Genomic DNA, 14,857 nt, shown 5'->3' with positions numbered 1-14,857 from the left:
CACGGGGTGATATATCGGGTCGTCCTTGGTGCAGCGCATCCCGGTGATGGGGCATGCCGCACTGCACAAGGGCACGGCAGGGCAATGCGCCGCCAGATGCGGGACCCCGACGGCCTTACTTGTAGGTCGACAGCAGGATGCTGGTCTCGGTGGCGCTGATGCCGTCGATCAGCCGGATCCGGTCGAGCGCGCGGTCGAAGGCCTCGAGCGTGTCGGCGCGCAGCTCGGCAATGATGTCCCAGCGGCCGTTGGTGGTGTGCAGCGCCTGCACGTTGGGCTCGCCGCGCAGCGCCTGCAGCACGGTGCGGGTCTTGTTGCCGTCGACGGCGACCGTCATCCAGGCGCGGATGCGGTGCGCCTCGGCCTCGGGCCGCAGGCGCACGGTGTAGCCGACGATCAGCCCTTCCTGTTCCAGTTTGTCGATGCGGTTCTGCACCGTCGCGCGCGACACCCGCAGCGCCTGCGCCAGTGCTGTTACCGGCGTGCGCGCGTTGTCGCGCAGGAGGGCTATCAGCTGCTGGTCGGTGGCATCCATGGGCGGGCAGAGGGAGGGTTTGGGGGCGATTGGCAAAGCGCCAGTCGCGGCTGGCGTTTTGCACAATGGTAGGCGCAAAGCGGGCAGTTTGCTGGCTTTTGGCTAACGGGCGCTTGCACCAGAATTCAATCGACGGATGGATTTCCCTGACAGGACGCCGTCGCCCCGCCATTGCTTACCAGGAGCCGCCGTGATCCAGACCCCCACCATCTTGCTGGTCGAGCCGACCTACTACGACGTGTCGTACAGCATCAACCCGTGGATGGACCCGGCCGCCTGGGCGCGCGATCCGCATGGCATGCACCGCAATGCGACGCAGTCGTTCCACGCGCTGCGCGACGCGCTCGGGCGCGCGGGCTTCGCGGTAGAGCTGGCGCCGGGGGCGCCGGGGCTGCCCGACATGGTGTTCCCCGCCAACGCCGCCGTGGTGCTCGATGGGCGCGCGTTGCTGGCCCGCTTCCGCTACCCGCAGCGCCGCGGCGAGGAAGCGCCGTTTGCGGACATCTTTGGCCGGCTACGCGAGCGCGGCCTGCTCGATGAAGTCGCGCTGCTGCCGGAAGGGTGCTACCAGGAAGGCGCCGGCGATTGCATCTGGGACGCGGGGCGCGGCCATTTCTGGGCTGGCTTCGGCCCGCGTTCGTCGCACGAGGCGGCGCTGGCGGTGTCGGGCTATTTCGGCAAGGACGTGGTGGCACTGGAGCTGGCCACCGAGCAGAGCTATCACCTCGACGTGTGCTTCTGCCCGCTGTCGGGCGGCGAGGTGCTGTACTACCCGCCGGCCTTCAGCGCAGCGGCGCTGCGCGAACTGCGCGCGCGCGTGCCGGCACGGCTGCGCATCGAGGCCAGCGCCGACGACCTGCGCCATTTCAGCGTCAATGCGGTCAACCTCGACGACCAGGTGGTGATGACTCGCACCACGCCGCACCTGCGCACCGAGCTGGGACGGCGCGGCTACCAGCTGCATGAGGTCGACCTGTCGCCGTTCATGCTGTCGGGCGGCGGCGCCTATTGCATGACCCTGCGGCTGGACCGCAGCAGCGGTCGCGGCGTCGCCGCGGCGGCCGCCTGAACGCGGGGAGGGGTCATGAAGAATACCGTCCGATCCTTGTTTCTCGACGCCACCGACGTCGCCCGGCTGGTGGCCGCGATCGGCCCGCAGGCGGCCATCGTCGATCTGGCCGCGCAGGTGCGCCAGGCGTTCGCGCGCTGGGCCGATTTCGACAAGTCCGCGCGGCTGGCCAGCCATTCCGCACGCGGCGTGATCGAGCTGATGCCGGTCAGCGACGGCAGCCAGTATGCCTTCAAGTACGTCAACGGCCATCCGCGCAATGCCCAGCACGGCATGCCCACGGTGATGGCGTGCGGCCTGCTGGCCGAAGTGGAGACCGGCTTCCCGCTGATGCTGGCGGACCTGACGCTGGCCACTGCGCTGCGCACCGCGGCCACCTCGGCGCTGGCGGCGCGCGCCATGGCGCGGCCCGGCGCGGCGACCATGGCGCTGATCGGCAATGGCGCGCAGGCGGAATTCCAGGTGCTGGCCTTCCATGCGATGCTGGGCGTGCGCGAGATCGCCGCCTATGACATCGATCCCGCCGCCACTGCACGGCTGATGCGCAATCTTGCCGCGGTGCCAGGCCTGGCGATCCGGCGTGCCGATTCGATCGAGGCCGCTCTGGCCGGCGCCGACATCGTCTCGACCGTCACCGCCGACAAGACCCGCGCCACCATCCTGACGCCGGACCTGGTGCGGCCCGGCATGCACCTGAACGCGGTCGGCGGCGATTGCCCTGGCAAGACCGAGCTGCATGCCGACATCCTGCGCCGCGCGCGCATCGTGGTGGAGTACGAACCGCAGACGCGCATCGAGGGCGAGATCCAGCAGTTGCCCGCCGACGCGCCCGTGACCGAGCTGTGGCAGGTGCTGGCCGGCCAGGCCCCTGGCCGCGCCGCGGCTGACGAGGTGACCATATTCGATTCGGTGGGGTTTGCGCTGGAAGACTATGCCGCGCTGCGCTGGCTCTACGCCGCGGCGCAGGCGCATCGCGCCGGCACCGCGGTAGAGCTGGTGGCGATGCCGCCCGATCCGCGCAACCTGTACGGCTGGATGCTGGCGCAGGCGGACGGCGGCGGCGCGGGCCGGCCAGTGCCACGGCCGGCGGCCGTGGCCTGAAGCGTGATCCGAGGCGTGACCCGAGGCTTCAGGCGGCGCGGCCCATCATCAGCTGCGCGCGCAGGAAGCCCTTGACCTCTTCGAGCGAGGGCGTCTTCAGGAACACCATGATGCCCCAGTGCTGCAGGGCATCGGCCACGCCGTCATAGGCCTGGCGGTTGGTGATGACGGCGAAGATCACGTGCTGGCTGGCGAAGAAGTTCTGCAGCTTCTCGACGGTGGCCGACTCGGCATCGTTGAGCTCGTCGACGTAGTAGAGCACCACGCGCGGATGCTCGCTGACCGAGGTGATGACGGTGTCGAGCACGTCGTCCACCACCACGCTCTTGAGAGGAAGACCCCATTTGGCCAGCTGGCTGTGGATGCGCTGCGCCTCCTGGTGGTTGGGGTGGAACACCACCAGGTCGAGCCCGTGCGGCGACGCCGACTCGGGCCCGATGCGCGTCGCCAGCAGGCGATGCACGGTTTCCTTGTGGATGCGCCGATGGCCGCCGTTGGTCTTCCAGGCCCCCAGTTCGCCGCGCTCGACCATCTTCTGGACGGTGCCCAGTGAGACGTTGAGCAGTTTTGCCGCTGTCCGCGTGCTGTAGTAAGGCTTTTCAGCCAGTGCCGGATCAAGTTTCATCCCATCACCCGTAGTCCATAGGCAGTCGCGCCGTCATGGCGCACGCGGCCCCTGGCACTGGCGCCGCGCGTTTGTCACTGCCAACAGTTGACTGACCCTGTGTGCCCGGCCCGCTCCCCCGCCGGCCAGGCTGCTTTTTGTGGTTGTTTTGATCTTTTGTGCATTTCCAGCAAGCGCAGCGCGATCCCAATGTATTGGATGTCTCGATGCTGGATTTGCTGGAAGCTAATAATATGCCGCAAACGACAAAGTATCTGTAGGAAAAAACATAAATCTGCGGGGCTTTTGTTTCTTAACGCACATTGAGTGCGTTGTGATGACAACAGGTTGTCAGTGCAGACCTGCCAGCTTCGTCATGGTTCCCATGACTGCAATGTCTGCAGCGTGTGCTGAATTCAGCGGGCGCTTCACAGCTTCACAATCCGTACTTGCGCACCTTGTCGAACAGCGTGGTCTTGGCCACGCCCAGCGCTTCGCTGGCGCGGCTCAGGTTGCCGTCGTGGCGGCGCATGGCGTCGGCAATCAGCGCGCGTTCGAACTGCTCGACGGCCTGCGCGAGCGGCATGGCCTCGGGTGCGGTGGCGCCCTGGCCTGGGTTGCAGCCAAGGCCCAGCACATGGCGCTCGGCGAGGTTGCGCAGTTCGCGCACATTGCCCGGCCACGGGTAGGCCACCAGCGCCGACAGTTCCGCGGGCGTGGCCGGCACCGCGTCGCGCTCGAAGCGCAACGCGGCCTGCGCGACGAAATGTTCAAACAATGCCGGCACGTCCTCGCGCCGCTCGCGCAGCGGCGGCAGCTCCAGCGTGATCACGTTTAGTCGGTAGTACAGGTCGGCGCGGAACTGGCCGGCATCGGACAGCGCGCGCAGGTCGGCCTTGGTGGCGGCCACCACGCGGGTGTTGACCGGCACCGGCTGGTTCGAGCCCAGCCGTTCCACCACGCGTTCCTGCAGCACCCGCAGCAGCTTGATCTGCAGCGGCATCGGCATGCTCTCGATCTCGTCGAGAAACAGCGTGCCGCCTTCGGCATGCTCGACCTTGCCGATGCGGCGGCGCGCGGCACCGGTGAAGGAGCCGGCCTCGTGGCCGAAGATCTCGCTTTCGAACAGCTGCTCGGGCAGGCCGCCGCAGTTGATCGCGACAAAGTTGCGCGCATGGCGCTGGCTGGCCTCGTGCAGGCAGCGCGCGACCAGTTCCTTGCCGGTGCCGGTCTCGCCGTGGATCAGCACGTTGGCGTCGGTGCCCGCCAGGTCGGCGATCAGGCGCCGCAGCCGCTCGACCGCGGGCGAATGGCCGATCAGCCGGGTTTCGAGCTTCTCGCGGCCCGCCAGCCGTTCTCGCAGTTCTGATACTTCCAGCGCGAGCCGGCGCTGCTCCAGCGCGCGGCGCGTGGCATCGACCAGCTGCTCGGGCGAGAACGGCTTTTCCAGGAAGTCATAGGCGCCTTGCTTCATCGCCTGCACCGCCAGCCCGACGTCGCCGTGGCCGGTGATCATGATCACCGGCAGCGCGGGGTCGCGCGCGCGCAATTGCGCCAGCAGCGCCATGCCGTCCTGGCCGGGCAGGCGGATGTCGCTGACCACCACGCCGGCGTAGCTCGGGCCAGCCTCGCGCAGCGCGGCCTCGGCGCTGCCCACGCCGCGCGTGGCGATGCCTTCCAGGCGCAGTGCCTGCTCGCAGCCCAGGCGCACGTCGGCATCGTCTTCGACGACCAGTACGGTCAGATCAGCCGGCATGTTCGGCATCCGGTGAATGAGATTCCAGCGCCAGCGGCAGCACCAGCGTGAAGCAGGCGCCGCCGTCGGGATGGTTGGTGGCGGACAGGCTGCCGCCGTTCTCGTTGAGGATGCCGGCCGACAGTGTCAGCCCCAGCCCCAGCCCCTGGCCCGCGGGCTTGGTGGTGAAGAACGGTTCGAACAGCCGCGCAAAGGCTTCCTCGGACAGGCCGGCGCCGTTGTCGCGCACGGTCAGGTGGACCATGCCGCCGGCCACGTGCGCATGCAGGGCGATGCGGGGGCCGGGCTTGCCGGCCACCGCGTCGAGCGCGTTGCCGAGCAGGTTGACCAGCACCTGTTCCAGCCGGTTGGGGTCGCACACCACCGCCAGCGCCGGGTCGACATCGCGGTGCAGCGCCGGCTGCACCGCGTCGACGCGGGTCTGCAACAGGAACAGCGCGTTGTCGACCGCTTCGGCCAGGTTTGCCTGGCGCCCGCCATTGCCGGGCTTGCGCGCGAACGACTTGAGCGCGCCGGTGATGCGGCCCATGCGCTCGACCAGGCCGATGATGGTGTCGAGGTTGGCGCGCACCGTGGCGTAGTCGCCGCGCTCGAGGAACTTGCCGGTATTGCCGGAGATGGTGCGCAGCGCCGCCAGCGGCTGGTTCAGCTCGTGCGCGATGCCGGTCGACATCTGTCCGACCGCGGCCAGCTTGCCGGCCTGCAGCAGCCCGTCCTGGGCCTGGCGCAGCACGGTCTCGGCGCGGATGCGTTCGGTGACCTCGGCCTGCAGGCGCTGGTTGCTGGTGGACAGGTCGGCGGTGCGCTCGGCCACCTTGCGCTCGAGTTCGCTGTTGGCCGCCTCCAGCGCCGCGCGCGCTGCCAGGCGTTCGTTGATGATGCGCCGGCGCACGTTCCAGGCCGCGCCCAGCAGCAGCACGAAGGCGGTCAGCACGCCGGCCAGCGCCGCGGTGTTGAGCGCGGCCACGCGCGCCTGCGAGGTATTGGTCAGCAGCGTCAGCTGCCAGTCGGTGCCGGGCAGCGCGGCATGCTGGGCCAGCATCGGCGGGCCGCGGCGCAGGCGCACCAGCTCGTCGCTGGTGGTGCTGACGGCGCTGCCGTTGCCATTGTCCAGCTTGCGCACCCGGGTCAGCGGCAACTGCGGCAGCGGCGCGCGGTTGTACTGCAGGCTGCGCGCCAGGCGCTCGCGCGCCTCGGCCGACAGCGGGCGCAGCGCGGCCAGCTTCCACGACGGGTCCGAGGCCAGGATCACCACGCCGTTCTCGTCGGTCAGCAGCATCTGGCTGTCGGCGCCCTGCCAGCGGTTTTCCAGCGGCTCCAGCCCGATCTTGACCACCGCCACGCCGACCGGGTTGTCGCGCTCGCCCAGCGGCGCCGACAGGTAGTAGCCGGATTCGCTGCGCGTGGTGCCGACGCCGTAGAAGCGGCCCAGCTGGCCCTCCATGGCCGAGCGGAAATACGGGCGGAAGCTCAGGTCTTCGCCGAGGTAGCTGTCCGGGCGCTGCCAGTTGCTGGTGGCCAGCACCTTGCCGTGCGCATCCAGCACGTAGATCACGCGCGTGCCGGCGCGGGCATTGAGCGCGCTCAGGTATTCGTTGGCGCGCGCGGTGCGGGTGGCGTCGTCGGGGCGCAGCAGCAGCGCGGCGATGCGCTCGTCGAGCGACAGCAGGCCGGGCACGTAGTCGTAGTGCGCCAGCTCGCTTTCCAGCGCCTGCGTGTACAGCCGCAGCTGGACCTGCCCGCGTTCGGCCTGGCGCGCCAGCGCGCTGTCGTAGGTGTAGCGGTAGCCGAGCGCGCCCGCCAGTCCAATCAGTACGGCCAGTGCCAGCAGCGCCAGCAGCGGCGCGGCGCCGCGCAGGCCGTGGGGCAGGCGCGAGCCGTTGGCCGCGGCAGGCGTAGCGGAGTTCGCCGCAGCCGAGGGGCTGGCGGCGCTGGCGCGGGGGGTATCGCCGGGAGGGTGTAGCGGGCCGGTCATCAGGTGTTGGGCGAGGCAGGTGGCATAGCCGCCGCGCCGGCAATGGCTGGAGCCGGGCGCGGGAGCCTACTTTTACCACACCAACGAGGGGTGCCGGCCGCCGCAATGCAAAAAGGCCCGGTTGCCTGATCGGCAACCGGGCCCTGGCACGCCTGGCGGACGGTGTTACTTGGCCGCCAGGACCTGGGCAGGTGCCAGGCCGGTGGTATCCGCGGCGGGTTCATCCTCCTCGGACGTTACCGGCGCGCCGATGGCGCCTTCGCTTTTGGCGACGACGGCGGTGGCAATCGCATTGCCAAGCACATTGGTCACGGTGCGACCCATGTCGAGTACGTGGTCGATGCCCAGCACCAGCAGGATGCCGGCCTCGGGCAGGCCGAACATCGGCAGCACCGCGGCGACCACCACCAGCGAGGCGCGCGGCACGCCGGCGATGCCCTTGCTGGTGACCAGCAGCACCAGCAGCATGGTGATCTGCTGGGTCAGCGACAGCTGGATGCCATACACCTGCGCCACGAACAGCGCGGCGAACGAGGTGTACATGATCGAGCCGTCCAGGTTGAACGAGTAGCCCAGCGGCAGCACGAAGTTGGTAATGCGCTCCTTGACGCCGAAGCGGGTCAGCTGGTCGATCACCTTGGGGTAGGCCGATTCGCTGCTGGCGGTGGCGAAGCCGATCATCAGCGGCGCGCGCATCAGCCTGAGCAGGCGGAACACGTCGCGGCCCAGGAAGCAGTAGCCGCCCGCGATCAGCGCCACCCACAGCAGCGCCAGCGCCAGGTACAGGCTGCCCAGCAGCTTGGCGTAGACCACCAGCACGCCCAGGCCCTGCGCGGTGATCACGGCCGCGATCGCGCCGAACACACCCACCGGCGCGAACGCCATCACGTAGTTGGTGACCTTCAGCATCACGTCGGCCAGGCCCTCGATGCCCTGCAGCACCGGCTTGCCGACGCCGTCCTTGACGGTGCCCAGCGCAAAGCCGAAGAACAGCGAGAACACCACGATCTGCAGGATCTCGTTGTTCGCCATTGCCTCGACGAAGCTCTTGGGGAACATATGCGCGATGAAGTCGCGCAGGTTCAGCGCGCCGGTCTTCAGGTTCGCGCTGGCGTCCGCGGCCGGCAGCGCCAGGTTCATGCCGTGGCCGGGCTGCAGCAGGTTGGCCATCACCAGGCCAAGCAGCAGCGAGGTCACCGAGGCGCCGATGAACCACATCATCGCCTTCATGCCGATGCGGCCGACGGCGCGGCCGTCGCCCATGCTGGCGATGCCGGCCACCAGCGTGGCGAACACCAGCGGGCCGATGATCATCTTGATCATCCGCAGGAAGATGTCGGTCAGGATGGACAGGTGGTTGGCAATCGATTTGGCGGTGGCGGCATCCGGCGCCAGGTTGTGCGCGGCGGTGCCGGCCAGCACGCCTAGCAGCATCGCAATGAAGATCAGGGTGGGCAGTCGATTCAGTTTCATCGTGGATCAGGCCTGTGCGCGACCGTTCCCGGTGACGGGACGGGCGACTGTGTATTGCAGGAAGGCCGGGCGACGTCGGGGCGCCGGGCCGGCCGTGTCAGGGTTCAGCGCGGCAACAGGTGCCGGTGGTGCGCCGGGATGGCGACGGGGGTGGGCAAGGCAGGGTCGGTCATGGGTGTGTCCTCCTTTGTTTTTTGGCATCGGCCGGGACGCTGGGGGCGTGCCGGCGTACCTGTCTGGCGCTGTGAGCGGCGGCCTATATTGCACGCGCCGTGCCAGCGCGAAGGTGTCGCTGGGGCCATGCAAGCTGTTGAATCCAAAGGAGAAAACGATGTGATGCCGGCGCACGGTTCGGGAAACCGGATCTCCGCGCGAAAGCGACGTTCGGGAATCCGAACGGTGTTCTAGGTGTAAACCCGGAGTTTTGGGGTGTGGAGGGAGTGTGGACTACCGCCGCTTTACTACCCACTCCCTGCACGGGAGTGGGAGTACACCGTCGGTGCGTGTTTGGCGGTGGTGGGAAGGTCAGCCGCCAAGCAGGCGGTAACACAGGCGCGCGGCCACCCGCGCGCCGCAGCCGTCGCGGTCGTAGCGCGGGTTGAACTCGGCAAGGTCCGCCACGCGCAGCTTGCCGCTGTCGCGCAGCAGCGTGGCGATGGCTTCGACCACCGCCAGCGGCACGCCGTAGGCGGCCGGGGCCGACACCCCGGGCATGACTGCGGCGGGCAGCACGTCGAGGTCGATGGTCAGGTAGACGTGGTCGGCATCGGCGACCCAGCGCTCCAGTTCGGCCAGGCGCGCGTCGAGGTGGCGCTCCTGCATCTCGGTGTCCTCGACATGGCGCACGCCCAGCGCGTGCGCGCGCGCAAACAATGCGGCGGTGTTGGCAAGCCGGCTCACGCCCAGGCAGGCGTAGTCGAACGGCAGGCCGCGCTGGCGGCAGTCGGCGGCGATCTGGTCGAAGGGGGTGCCGGAGCTGCCGGGGCGGCTGGCGCGCAGGTCGAAATGCGCGTCGAGGTTGACGATCAGCACGCGGCCGCGGTCGCCGTGTGCGTCCAGGTGCATGCGCAGGCCCTGCCACGTGCCCCAGGCCACTTCGTGCCCGCCGCCCAGCACCAGCGGCCAGGCGCCGACCGCCAGTTCGGCGGCGACGGCGCGGCCCAGGCGCTGCTGCGCGGGCTCCAGCGCATCGCCGTCGCAGTGGATGTCGCCGCCATCGATCAGGCGGCCGATGCCGTGCGCCGGCACGCCGGCCAGCGCGCGGCGGATCTCGCGCGGGCCCGCGGCCGCGCCGGGGCGACCCTGGTTGCGCACCACGCCGGCGTCGCAGCAGAAGCCCAGCAGCACCGGCACGCCCGGCGTGCGCGGCGTGGCGGGGCCGGCGACGATATCGAACAGACGCCGGGTGTCGCCGGCCTCGCCGGCATCGCGCCGGCCGCGCCAGACCGTCTCGTGGCCGCTGGCGGCGGCAGCTTCGGTCGCCGGCGCGAACTCTGCCAGGTCGCTCATTTCAGCCGACGCCCCAGCGTCTCGGGCACCATCAGCAGGCCGAGCAGCGACACCAGGCCGCAGCCGATCACATACAGTGCCGGGGCGTTGGCGTCGCCGGTGACCTGGATCAGCCGGGTCGAGAAGTACTGCGCAAAGCCGCCGAAGATGGCGATGGCGACGCAGTAGGCGATCGACAGGCCGGTGGCGCGCAGGCGCTTGGGCAGCACCTCGCTGACCAGCACCATCGACGCCGGCGCCGTCATCGACATCGGCGCCGACAGGCACGCCACCACCACCAGCAGCCGCGCCAGCGACGGTTCGGCATTGATCAGCACGAACGCCGGGTAGACCATCGCCAGCAGCGCCACGCGCGACCACAGCACCACCGGCTTGCGGCCGACGCGGTCGGCCAGCCAGCCGGCGAACGGCGACAGCACTACCTGCACCGCCGCGGCGACGCAGCCGGCCCAGATGCCCAGCGACAGCGGCATCTTCAGCACGCTGACGGCGTAGTTGCTGAGGTAGTAGACGACGATATAGGTGGAAGAGGCCAGGCCGATCATCAACAGGATGCTGGCAAAGACCTCGCGCGCGTGCTGGCGCAGCAGCGGCCATTGCGCGGCGTGCTCGCCGTGGTGCGCGGGCGTGGCGGTCTCTTCCAGACGGCGGCGGATCAGCAGGCCGACCGGGATCACCAGGATGCCGATCAGGAAGGCCAGGCGCCAGCCCCATGCTTCCAGCTCGGCCGGTGCCAGCAGGTTGCTCAGGACCAGGCCGGTGACGGCGCCCAGCAGCGCCGCCAGGCCCTGGCTGAACGGCTGCCACGCGGTATAGAAGCCGCGCGTGCGGTCGTCGGCGTATTCCAGCAGCAGCGCGGTCGACGCGCCCATCTCGCCGCCGATGGCGAAGCCCTGCACCAGCCGCGCGATCACCACCATGATCGGCGCGAGGATGCCGATCTGCGCGTACGGCGGGGTCACCACGAAGATCAGCGAGCTCAGGCCCATCAGCCACAGCGTCAGCGCCACCGCGGGCTTGCGCCCGGCGCGGTCGGCGTACATGCCGATCAGCAGGCCGCCGAGCGGACGCATCAGGAAGCCGACGCCGAAGGTGGCGAACGACATCAGCAGCTGGCCGGTGGGGTTGTCGACGGGGAAGTAGAGGCGGCCGATCAGCGTGGCAAAAAAGCTGTAGACCACGAAATCGTAGAACTCGAGGCCGTTGCCGATGGTGATGGCGGCAATGGCGCGCGTGCGCGACAGCGCTGGGGTGTGGGCGCCGGCCTGGGCGCCTGCGACACCATCGTAGGCGTGCGCAGTGGTATCGGATGGCATGCGGTTGTCTCCCGGTGAGCCTTGGTGTAATCAGCTTGTTTGCTCCCCTCTCCCACGCTAGTGGGAGAGGGGCCGGGGGAGAGGGCCGGCGTCTCTACAGAGGAGAGCGTATCGCTATTGCGAACGCCCGCCCTCTCCCCCGCCCCTCTCCCGCAGGCGGGAGAGGGGAGAACACATCAGGTTTTGTGGCCTCTGATCAGTCGCGCAGCATCGGCAGATCCAGGCCCTGCTCGCGCGCGCAGTCGACGGCGATCTGGTAGCCGGCGTCGGCATGGCGCATCACGCCGGTGGCGGGGTCGTTATGCAGCACGCGGGCGATGCGCGCGGTGGCCTCGTCGGTGCCGTCGCAGACGATCACCACGCCCGAATGCTGCGAGAAGCCCATGCCGACGCCGCCGCCGTGGTGCAGCGAGACCCAGGTGGCGCCGCTGGCGGTGTTCAGCAGCGCGTTCAGCAGCGGCCAGTCGGACACGGCGTCGGAGCCATCCTGCATGGCCTCGGTCTCGCGGTTGGGGCTGGCGACCGAGCCCGAGTCGAGGTGGTCGCGGCCGATCACGACCGGCGCCGACAGCTCGCCGCTGCGCACCATCTCGTTGAACGCCAGGCCCAGCTTGGCGCGCAGGCCCAGGCCGACCCAGCAGATCCGCGCCGGCAGGCCCTGGAAGCTGATGCGCTCGCGCGCCATGTCGAGCCAGCGGTGCAGGTGCGCGTCGTCGGGGATCAGTTCCTTGACCTTGGCGTCGGTCTTGTAGATGTCCTGCGGATCGCCCGACAGCGCGGCCCAGCGGAACGGGCCGATGCCGCGGCAGAACAGCGGACGGATATAGGCGGGCACGAAGCCGGGGAAGTCGAAGGCATTGGCCACGCCTTCTTCCTTGGCCATCTGGCGGATGTTGTTGCCATAGTCGAAGGTGGGCACGCCCAGCTTCTGGAAGTCCAGCATGGCTTGCACGTGCGCGGCCATCGACGCCTTGGCGGCCTTCACCACCACGGCCGGCTCGCGCTGCGCGCGCTCGCGGTACTCGTACCAGCTCCAGCCGGCGGGCAGGTAGCCGTTGAGCGGGTCGTGCGCGCTGGTCTGGTCGGTGACCATGTCGGGGCGCACGCCGCGGCGCACCAGCTCGGGCAGCACTTCGGCGGCGTTGGCGCACAGCGCGATCGAGATCGCCTTGCCTTGCGCCGTGTAGCGGTCGATGCGGGCCAGCGCGTCGTCCAGGTCAGTGGCCTGCTCGTCGACGTAGCGGGTCTTCAGGCGGAAATCGATGCGGCTCTGCTGGCATTCGATGTTGAGCGAGCAGGCGCCGGCCAGCGTCGCGGCCAGCGGCTGCGCGCCGCCCATGCCGCCCAGGCCCGCGGTCAGCACCCAGCGGCCCTTCAGGTCGCCGTTGTAGTGCTGGCGGCCGGCTTCGACGAAGGTTTCATACGTGCCCTGCACGATGCCCTGGCTGCCGATGTAGATCCAGCTGCCGGCGGTCATCTGGCCGTACATGGCCAGGCCCTTGGCGTCGAGTTCGTTGAAGTGTTCCCAGTTGGCCCAGTGCGGGACCAGGTTGGAGTTGGCGATCAGCACGCGCGGGGCGTCGCGGTGGGTCTGGAACACGCCGACCGGCTTGCCGGACTGGACCAGCAGGGTCTGGTCGTCTTCCAGGCGGGTCAGGGCTTCGACGATGCGGTCATAGCATTCCCAGTTGCGTGCGGCGCGCCCGATGCCGCCGTAGACCACCAGCTCCTTTGGGTTCTCCGCGACCTCGGGGTCGAGGTTGTTCATCAGCATGCGCAGGGGAGCTTCGGTCAGCCAGCTCTTGGCCGTCAGCGTGGTGCCGCGCGGGGCGCGGATCTCGGTATCGCGGAAACGGGTGGGTTGGGTGGGGGTCTGGGTCACGGGAAACTCCTTCGGTCTTGCAGGTCTGGAACGCGCGCTTTGGGTCAACACATAGGCATGTATATTCCTGTATATACAAGTTCATAGAAATCAGGGTATTCCCGGGGATCTGCAAGGCTTCGCCTTGACTTTCATTTAACCAATGCGTTAAATGAGTTCATGCCACACCCAATCGATCCGCTTACCACCATCTTCGCCGCCCTGGCCGACCCTACCCGCCGCGCGATCCTTGCCCGGCTCGCGCAAGGGGATGCGCCGGTCAGCGAGCTGGCGCGACCGTTCGCCATGTCCGCTCCGGCGATCTCCCGGCACCTGCGCGTGCTGGCCGATGCCGGGCTGATCGAGCGCGAGGTCAGCGCGCGCTGGCGCATCTGCCACCTGCGCGCGGACCCGCTGCGGGACGCGCGCGACTGGCTGGAGGCCTATCGCTGCCATTGGGAAGGCAACCTGGACCGCCTCGTCGAATTTGTCGAGCGTACCCACGCCGCCGGTGTCAGCGCAGACACCGGTCATGCAACCAAGGACCAAGGGAACGAATCATGACCGAAGCCGCTAGCTTTCACCTGGAAATGACCCGCTTCATCCGCGCGCCGCGCGAGAAGGTGTTCGATGCGTTCACAGACCAGGCGGCGCTTGCCGCCTGGCATTGCCCGCGCGGCATGGGGGTGATCGAGGCCAGCGCCGACGCCCGCGTGGGCGGCAAGTACCGCATCGTGATGGCTGGCCGCGACGGTGCCCGGCATGCCGTGCACGGCGAGTACCAGGTAGTTTCCCGCGCCGACTTCCTCGCCTATACATGGCAGGCGGAAGCCGGGCCCATGCCGCCGCATATCAGGACGCTGATCGAGGTCACGCTGACGGCGCAGGAGGGCGGCACGCATCTGCACATGCGGCACAGCGGCTTCCCGGACACGCAGTCGCGCGATGGCCACGCGACCGGCTGGCAGTCGGTGTACAACCGCCTGGTCGACTACCTTGACCCGGACGGCAGCGCCGCGACGGTGGTGGTGATCGGCGATCCGCGCAGCAGCTATTGCCGCACGGTGCGCATGGCGCTCGCGGAAAAGGGCGTGGCCTATACGCTCAAGCCGTTGCCGCCGCATGCGCCGGAAGTGCTCGCGCTCAATCCGTTCGGGCGCATCCCCGTGCTGTGCGATGGCCCGATCTCGTTCTACGAGACCCGCGCCATCCTCGGCTACATCGACGATGCCTTCGATGGGCCCAGCCTGCTGCCGCAGGGGCGGCCTTCGGCCCAGGCGCGCGGCGAGCAGTGGATCAGCCTGATCAACGCCCATGCCTACGATGCGATGATCCGGCGCTACGTGCTGCAGTACATCTTCCCGAAGGGACCAAACGGCCAGCCGGACCGCGCGGTGATCGACGCCGCGCTGCCGGAGATCGCCCGGCATCTCGAGGTGCTCGAGCAGGTGTACGGCGACCGCAACTACCTGGTGGGCGCGACGCTGTCGATGGCGGACCTGTTGCTGGCGCCGATCATCGCCTATGTGGGCATGTTCCCCGAGGGGACAGACTTGCTGGAAAAGTGCCCGAACGTGCGGCGTGCGCACGCGGCGATGCGCGAGCGGCCGAGCTTCGCAGCGACGCAGCCGGAACATGGCTGAGGCGCGGCGGTCGTC

At 69.0% G+C, this 14,857-nt stretch carries 12 protein-coding genes; 4 read left to right on the top strand and 8 right to left on the bottom strand.

Annotation, left to right across the window (positions count from 1 at the left end):
* Positions 1-115: 115 nt before the first annotated feature.
* The gene (locus MKD38_RS03000; RefSeq protein WP_183283943.1) at positions 116-535 is read right to left on the bottom strand and encodes an Lrp/AsnC family transcriptional regulator; all 420 of its coding nucleotides are present in this window, start codon (positions 533-535) and stop codon (positions 116-118) included.
* 190 nt (positions 536-725) lie between these two features.
* Here MKD38_RS03000 and MKD38_RS02995 point away from each other — a divergent pair, with 190 nt between their 5' ends.
* Positions 726-1,604, top strand: coding sequence for a dimethylarginine dimethylaminohydrolase family protein (locus MKD38_RS02995; RefSeq protein WP_252674578.1), 879 nt, complete (start codon positions 726-728; stop codon positions 1,602-1,604).
* A 15-nt stretch (positions 1,605-1,619) separates the two neighbouring features.
* Positions 1,620-2,705 carry an ornithine cyclodeaminase gene (gene ocd / locus MKD38_RS02990; RefSeq protein WP_252674577.1) on the top strand — a complete coding sequence of 362 codons (1,086 nt, stop codon included), beginning with the start codon at positions 1,620-1,622 and terminating at the stop codon, positions 2,703-2,705.
* Between the two features lie 28 nt (positions 2,706-2,733).
* Here ocd and MKD38_RS02985 read toward each other — a convergent pair whose 3' ends face one another.
* From MKD38_RS02985 to hutU, 7 genes are all read right to left on the bottom strand, one after another.
* Entirely contained in the window at positions 2,734-3,330 is a 597-nt protein-coding gene (locus MKD38_RS02985) for a helix-turn-helix domain-containing protein (protein WP_018007160.1), read from the bottom strand.
* Positions 3,331-3,745: 415 nt separating this feature from the next.
* A complete protein-coding gene (locus MKD38_RS02980) occupies positions 3,746-5,065 on the bottom strand; it encodes a sigma-54-dependent transcriptional regulator (protein WP_252674576.1) in 1,320 nt (439 codons plus the stop codon).
* Positions 5,055-7,040 (bottom strand): sensor histidine kinase, encoded by a 1,986-nt coding sequence (locus MKD38_RS02975; protein ID WP_252674575.1) that lies wholly within the window; start codon positions 7,038-7,040, stop codon positions 5,055-5,057. The genes MKD38_RS02980 and MKD38_RS02975 overlap by 11 nt, the downstream gene beginning before the upstream one ends.
* A 165-nt stretch (positions 7,041-7,205) precedes the next feature.
* The gene (locus tag MKD38_RS02970) at positions 7,206-8,513 is read right to left on the bottom strand and encodes a dicarboxylate/amino acid:cation symporter (protein WP_252674574.1); all 1,308 of its coding nucleotides are present in this window, start codon (positions 8,511-8,513) and stop codon (positions 7,206-7,208) included.
* Between the two features lie 525 nt (positions 8,514-9,038).
* A complete protein-coding gene (hutG, locus tag MKD38_RS02965) occupies positions 9,039-10,022 on the bottom strand; it encodes a formimidoylglutamase (protein WP_252674573.1) in 984 nt (327 codons plus the stop codon).
* Positions 10,019-11,338, bottom strand: coding sequence for an MFS transporter (locus MKD38_RS02960; RefSeq protein WP_252674572.1), 1,320 nt, complete (start codon positions 11,336-11,338; stop codon positions 10,019-10,021). Before MKD38_RS02960 ends, hutG begins: the two co-directional genes overlap by 4 nt.
* A 196-nt stretch (positions 11,339-11,534) precedes the next feature.
* Positions 11,535-13,220, bottom strand: coding sequence for a urocanate hydratase (hutU, locus tag MKD38_RS02955; RefSeq protein ID WP_252674571.1), 1,686 nt, complete (start codon positions 13,218-13,220; stop codon positions 11,535-11,537).
* 159 nt (positions 13,221-13,379) lie between these two features.
* Between hutU and MKD38_RS02950 the strand changes: the two genes are divergently transcribed.
* On the top strand, positions 13,380-13,763 hold the full coding sequence (locus MKD38_RS02950) for an ArsR/SmtB family transcription factor (RefSeq protein WP_252674570.1): 384 nt from the start codon (positions 13,380-13,382) through the stop codon (positions 13,761-13,763).
* Positions 13,760-14,842: an SRPBCC domain-containing protein gene (locus MKD38_RS02945; protein ID WP_252674569.1), complete on the top strand. Its 1,083-nt coding sequence runs from the start codon at positions 13,760-13,762 to the stop codon at positions 14,840-14,842. Before MKD38_RS02950 ends, MKD38_RS02945 begins: the two co-directional genes overlap by 4 nt.
* Positions 14,843-14,857 lie beyond the last annotated feature (15 nt).

The organism is Cupriavidus sp. WGlv3 (assembly GCF_023952475.1).
GTDB lineage: Bacteria > Pseudomonadota > Gammaproteobacteria > Burkholderiales > Burkholderiaceae > Cupriavidus > Cupriavidus phytorum.
Note: the sequence above shows the minus strand (reverse complement) of the source record. Positions and strands in the feature narration are given on the sequence as shown.

Coding starts and splice junctions, on each gene's coding strand:
- MKD38_RS03000 (WP_183283943.1), bottom strand. CDS start 535: ATGGATGCCACCGACCAGCAGCTGATAGCCCTCCTGCGCGACAACGCG.
- ocd (WP_252674577.1), top strand. CDS start 1,620: ATGAAGAATACCGTCCGATCCTTGTTTCTCGACGCCACCGACGTCGCC.
- MKD38_RS02985 (WP_018007160.1), bottom strand. CDS start 3,330: ATGAAACTTGATCCGGCACTGGCTGAAAAGCCTTACTACAGCACGCGG.
- MKD38_RS02980 (WP_252674576.1), bottom strand. CDS start 5,065: ATGCCGGCTGATCTGACCGTACTGGTCGTCGAAGACGATGCCGACGTG.
- MKD38_RS02975 (WP_252674575.1), bottom strand. CDS start 7,040: ATGACCGGCCCGCTACACCCTCCCGGCGATACCCCCCGCGCCAGCGCC.
- MKD38_RS02970 (WP_252674574.1), bottom strand. CDS start 8,513: ATGAAACTGAATCGACTGCCCACCCTGATCTTCATTGCGATGCTGCTA.
- hutG (WP_252674573.1), bottom strand. CDS start 10,022: ATGAGCGACCTGGCAGAGTTCGCGCCGGCGACCGAAGCTGCCGCCGCC.
- MKD38_RS02960 (WP_252674572.1), bottom strand. CDS start 11,338: ATGCCATCCGATACCACTGCGCACGCCTACGATGGTGTCGCAGGCGCC.
- MKD38_RS02950 (WP_252674570.1), top strand. CDS start 13,380: ATGCCACACCCAATCGATCCGCTTACCACCATCTTCGCCGCCCTGGCC.
- MKD38_RS02945 (WP_252674569.1), top strand. CDS start 13,760: ATGACCGAAGCCGCTAGCTTTCACCTGGAAATGACCCGCTTCATCCGC.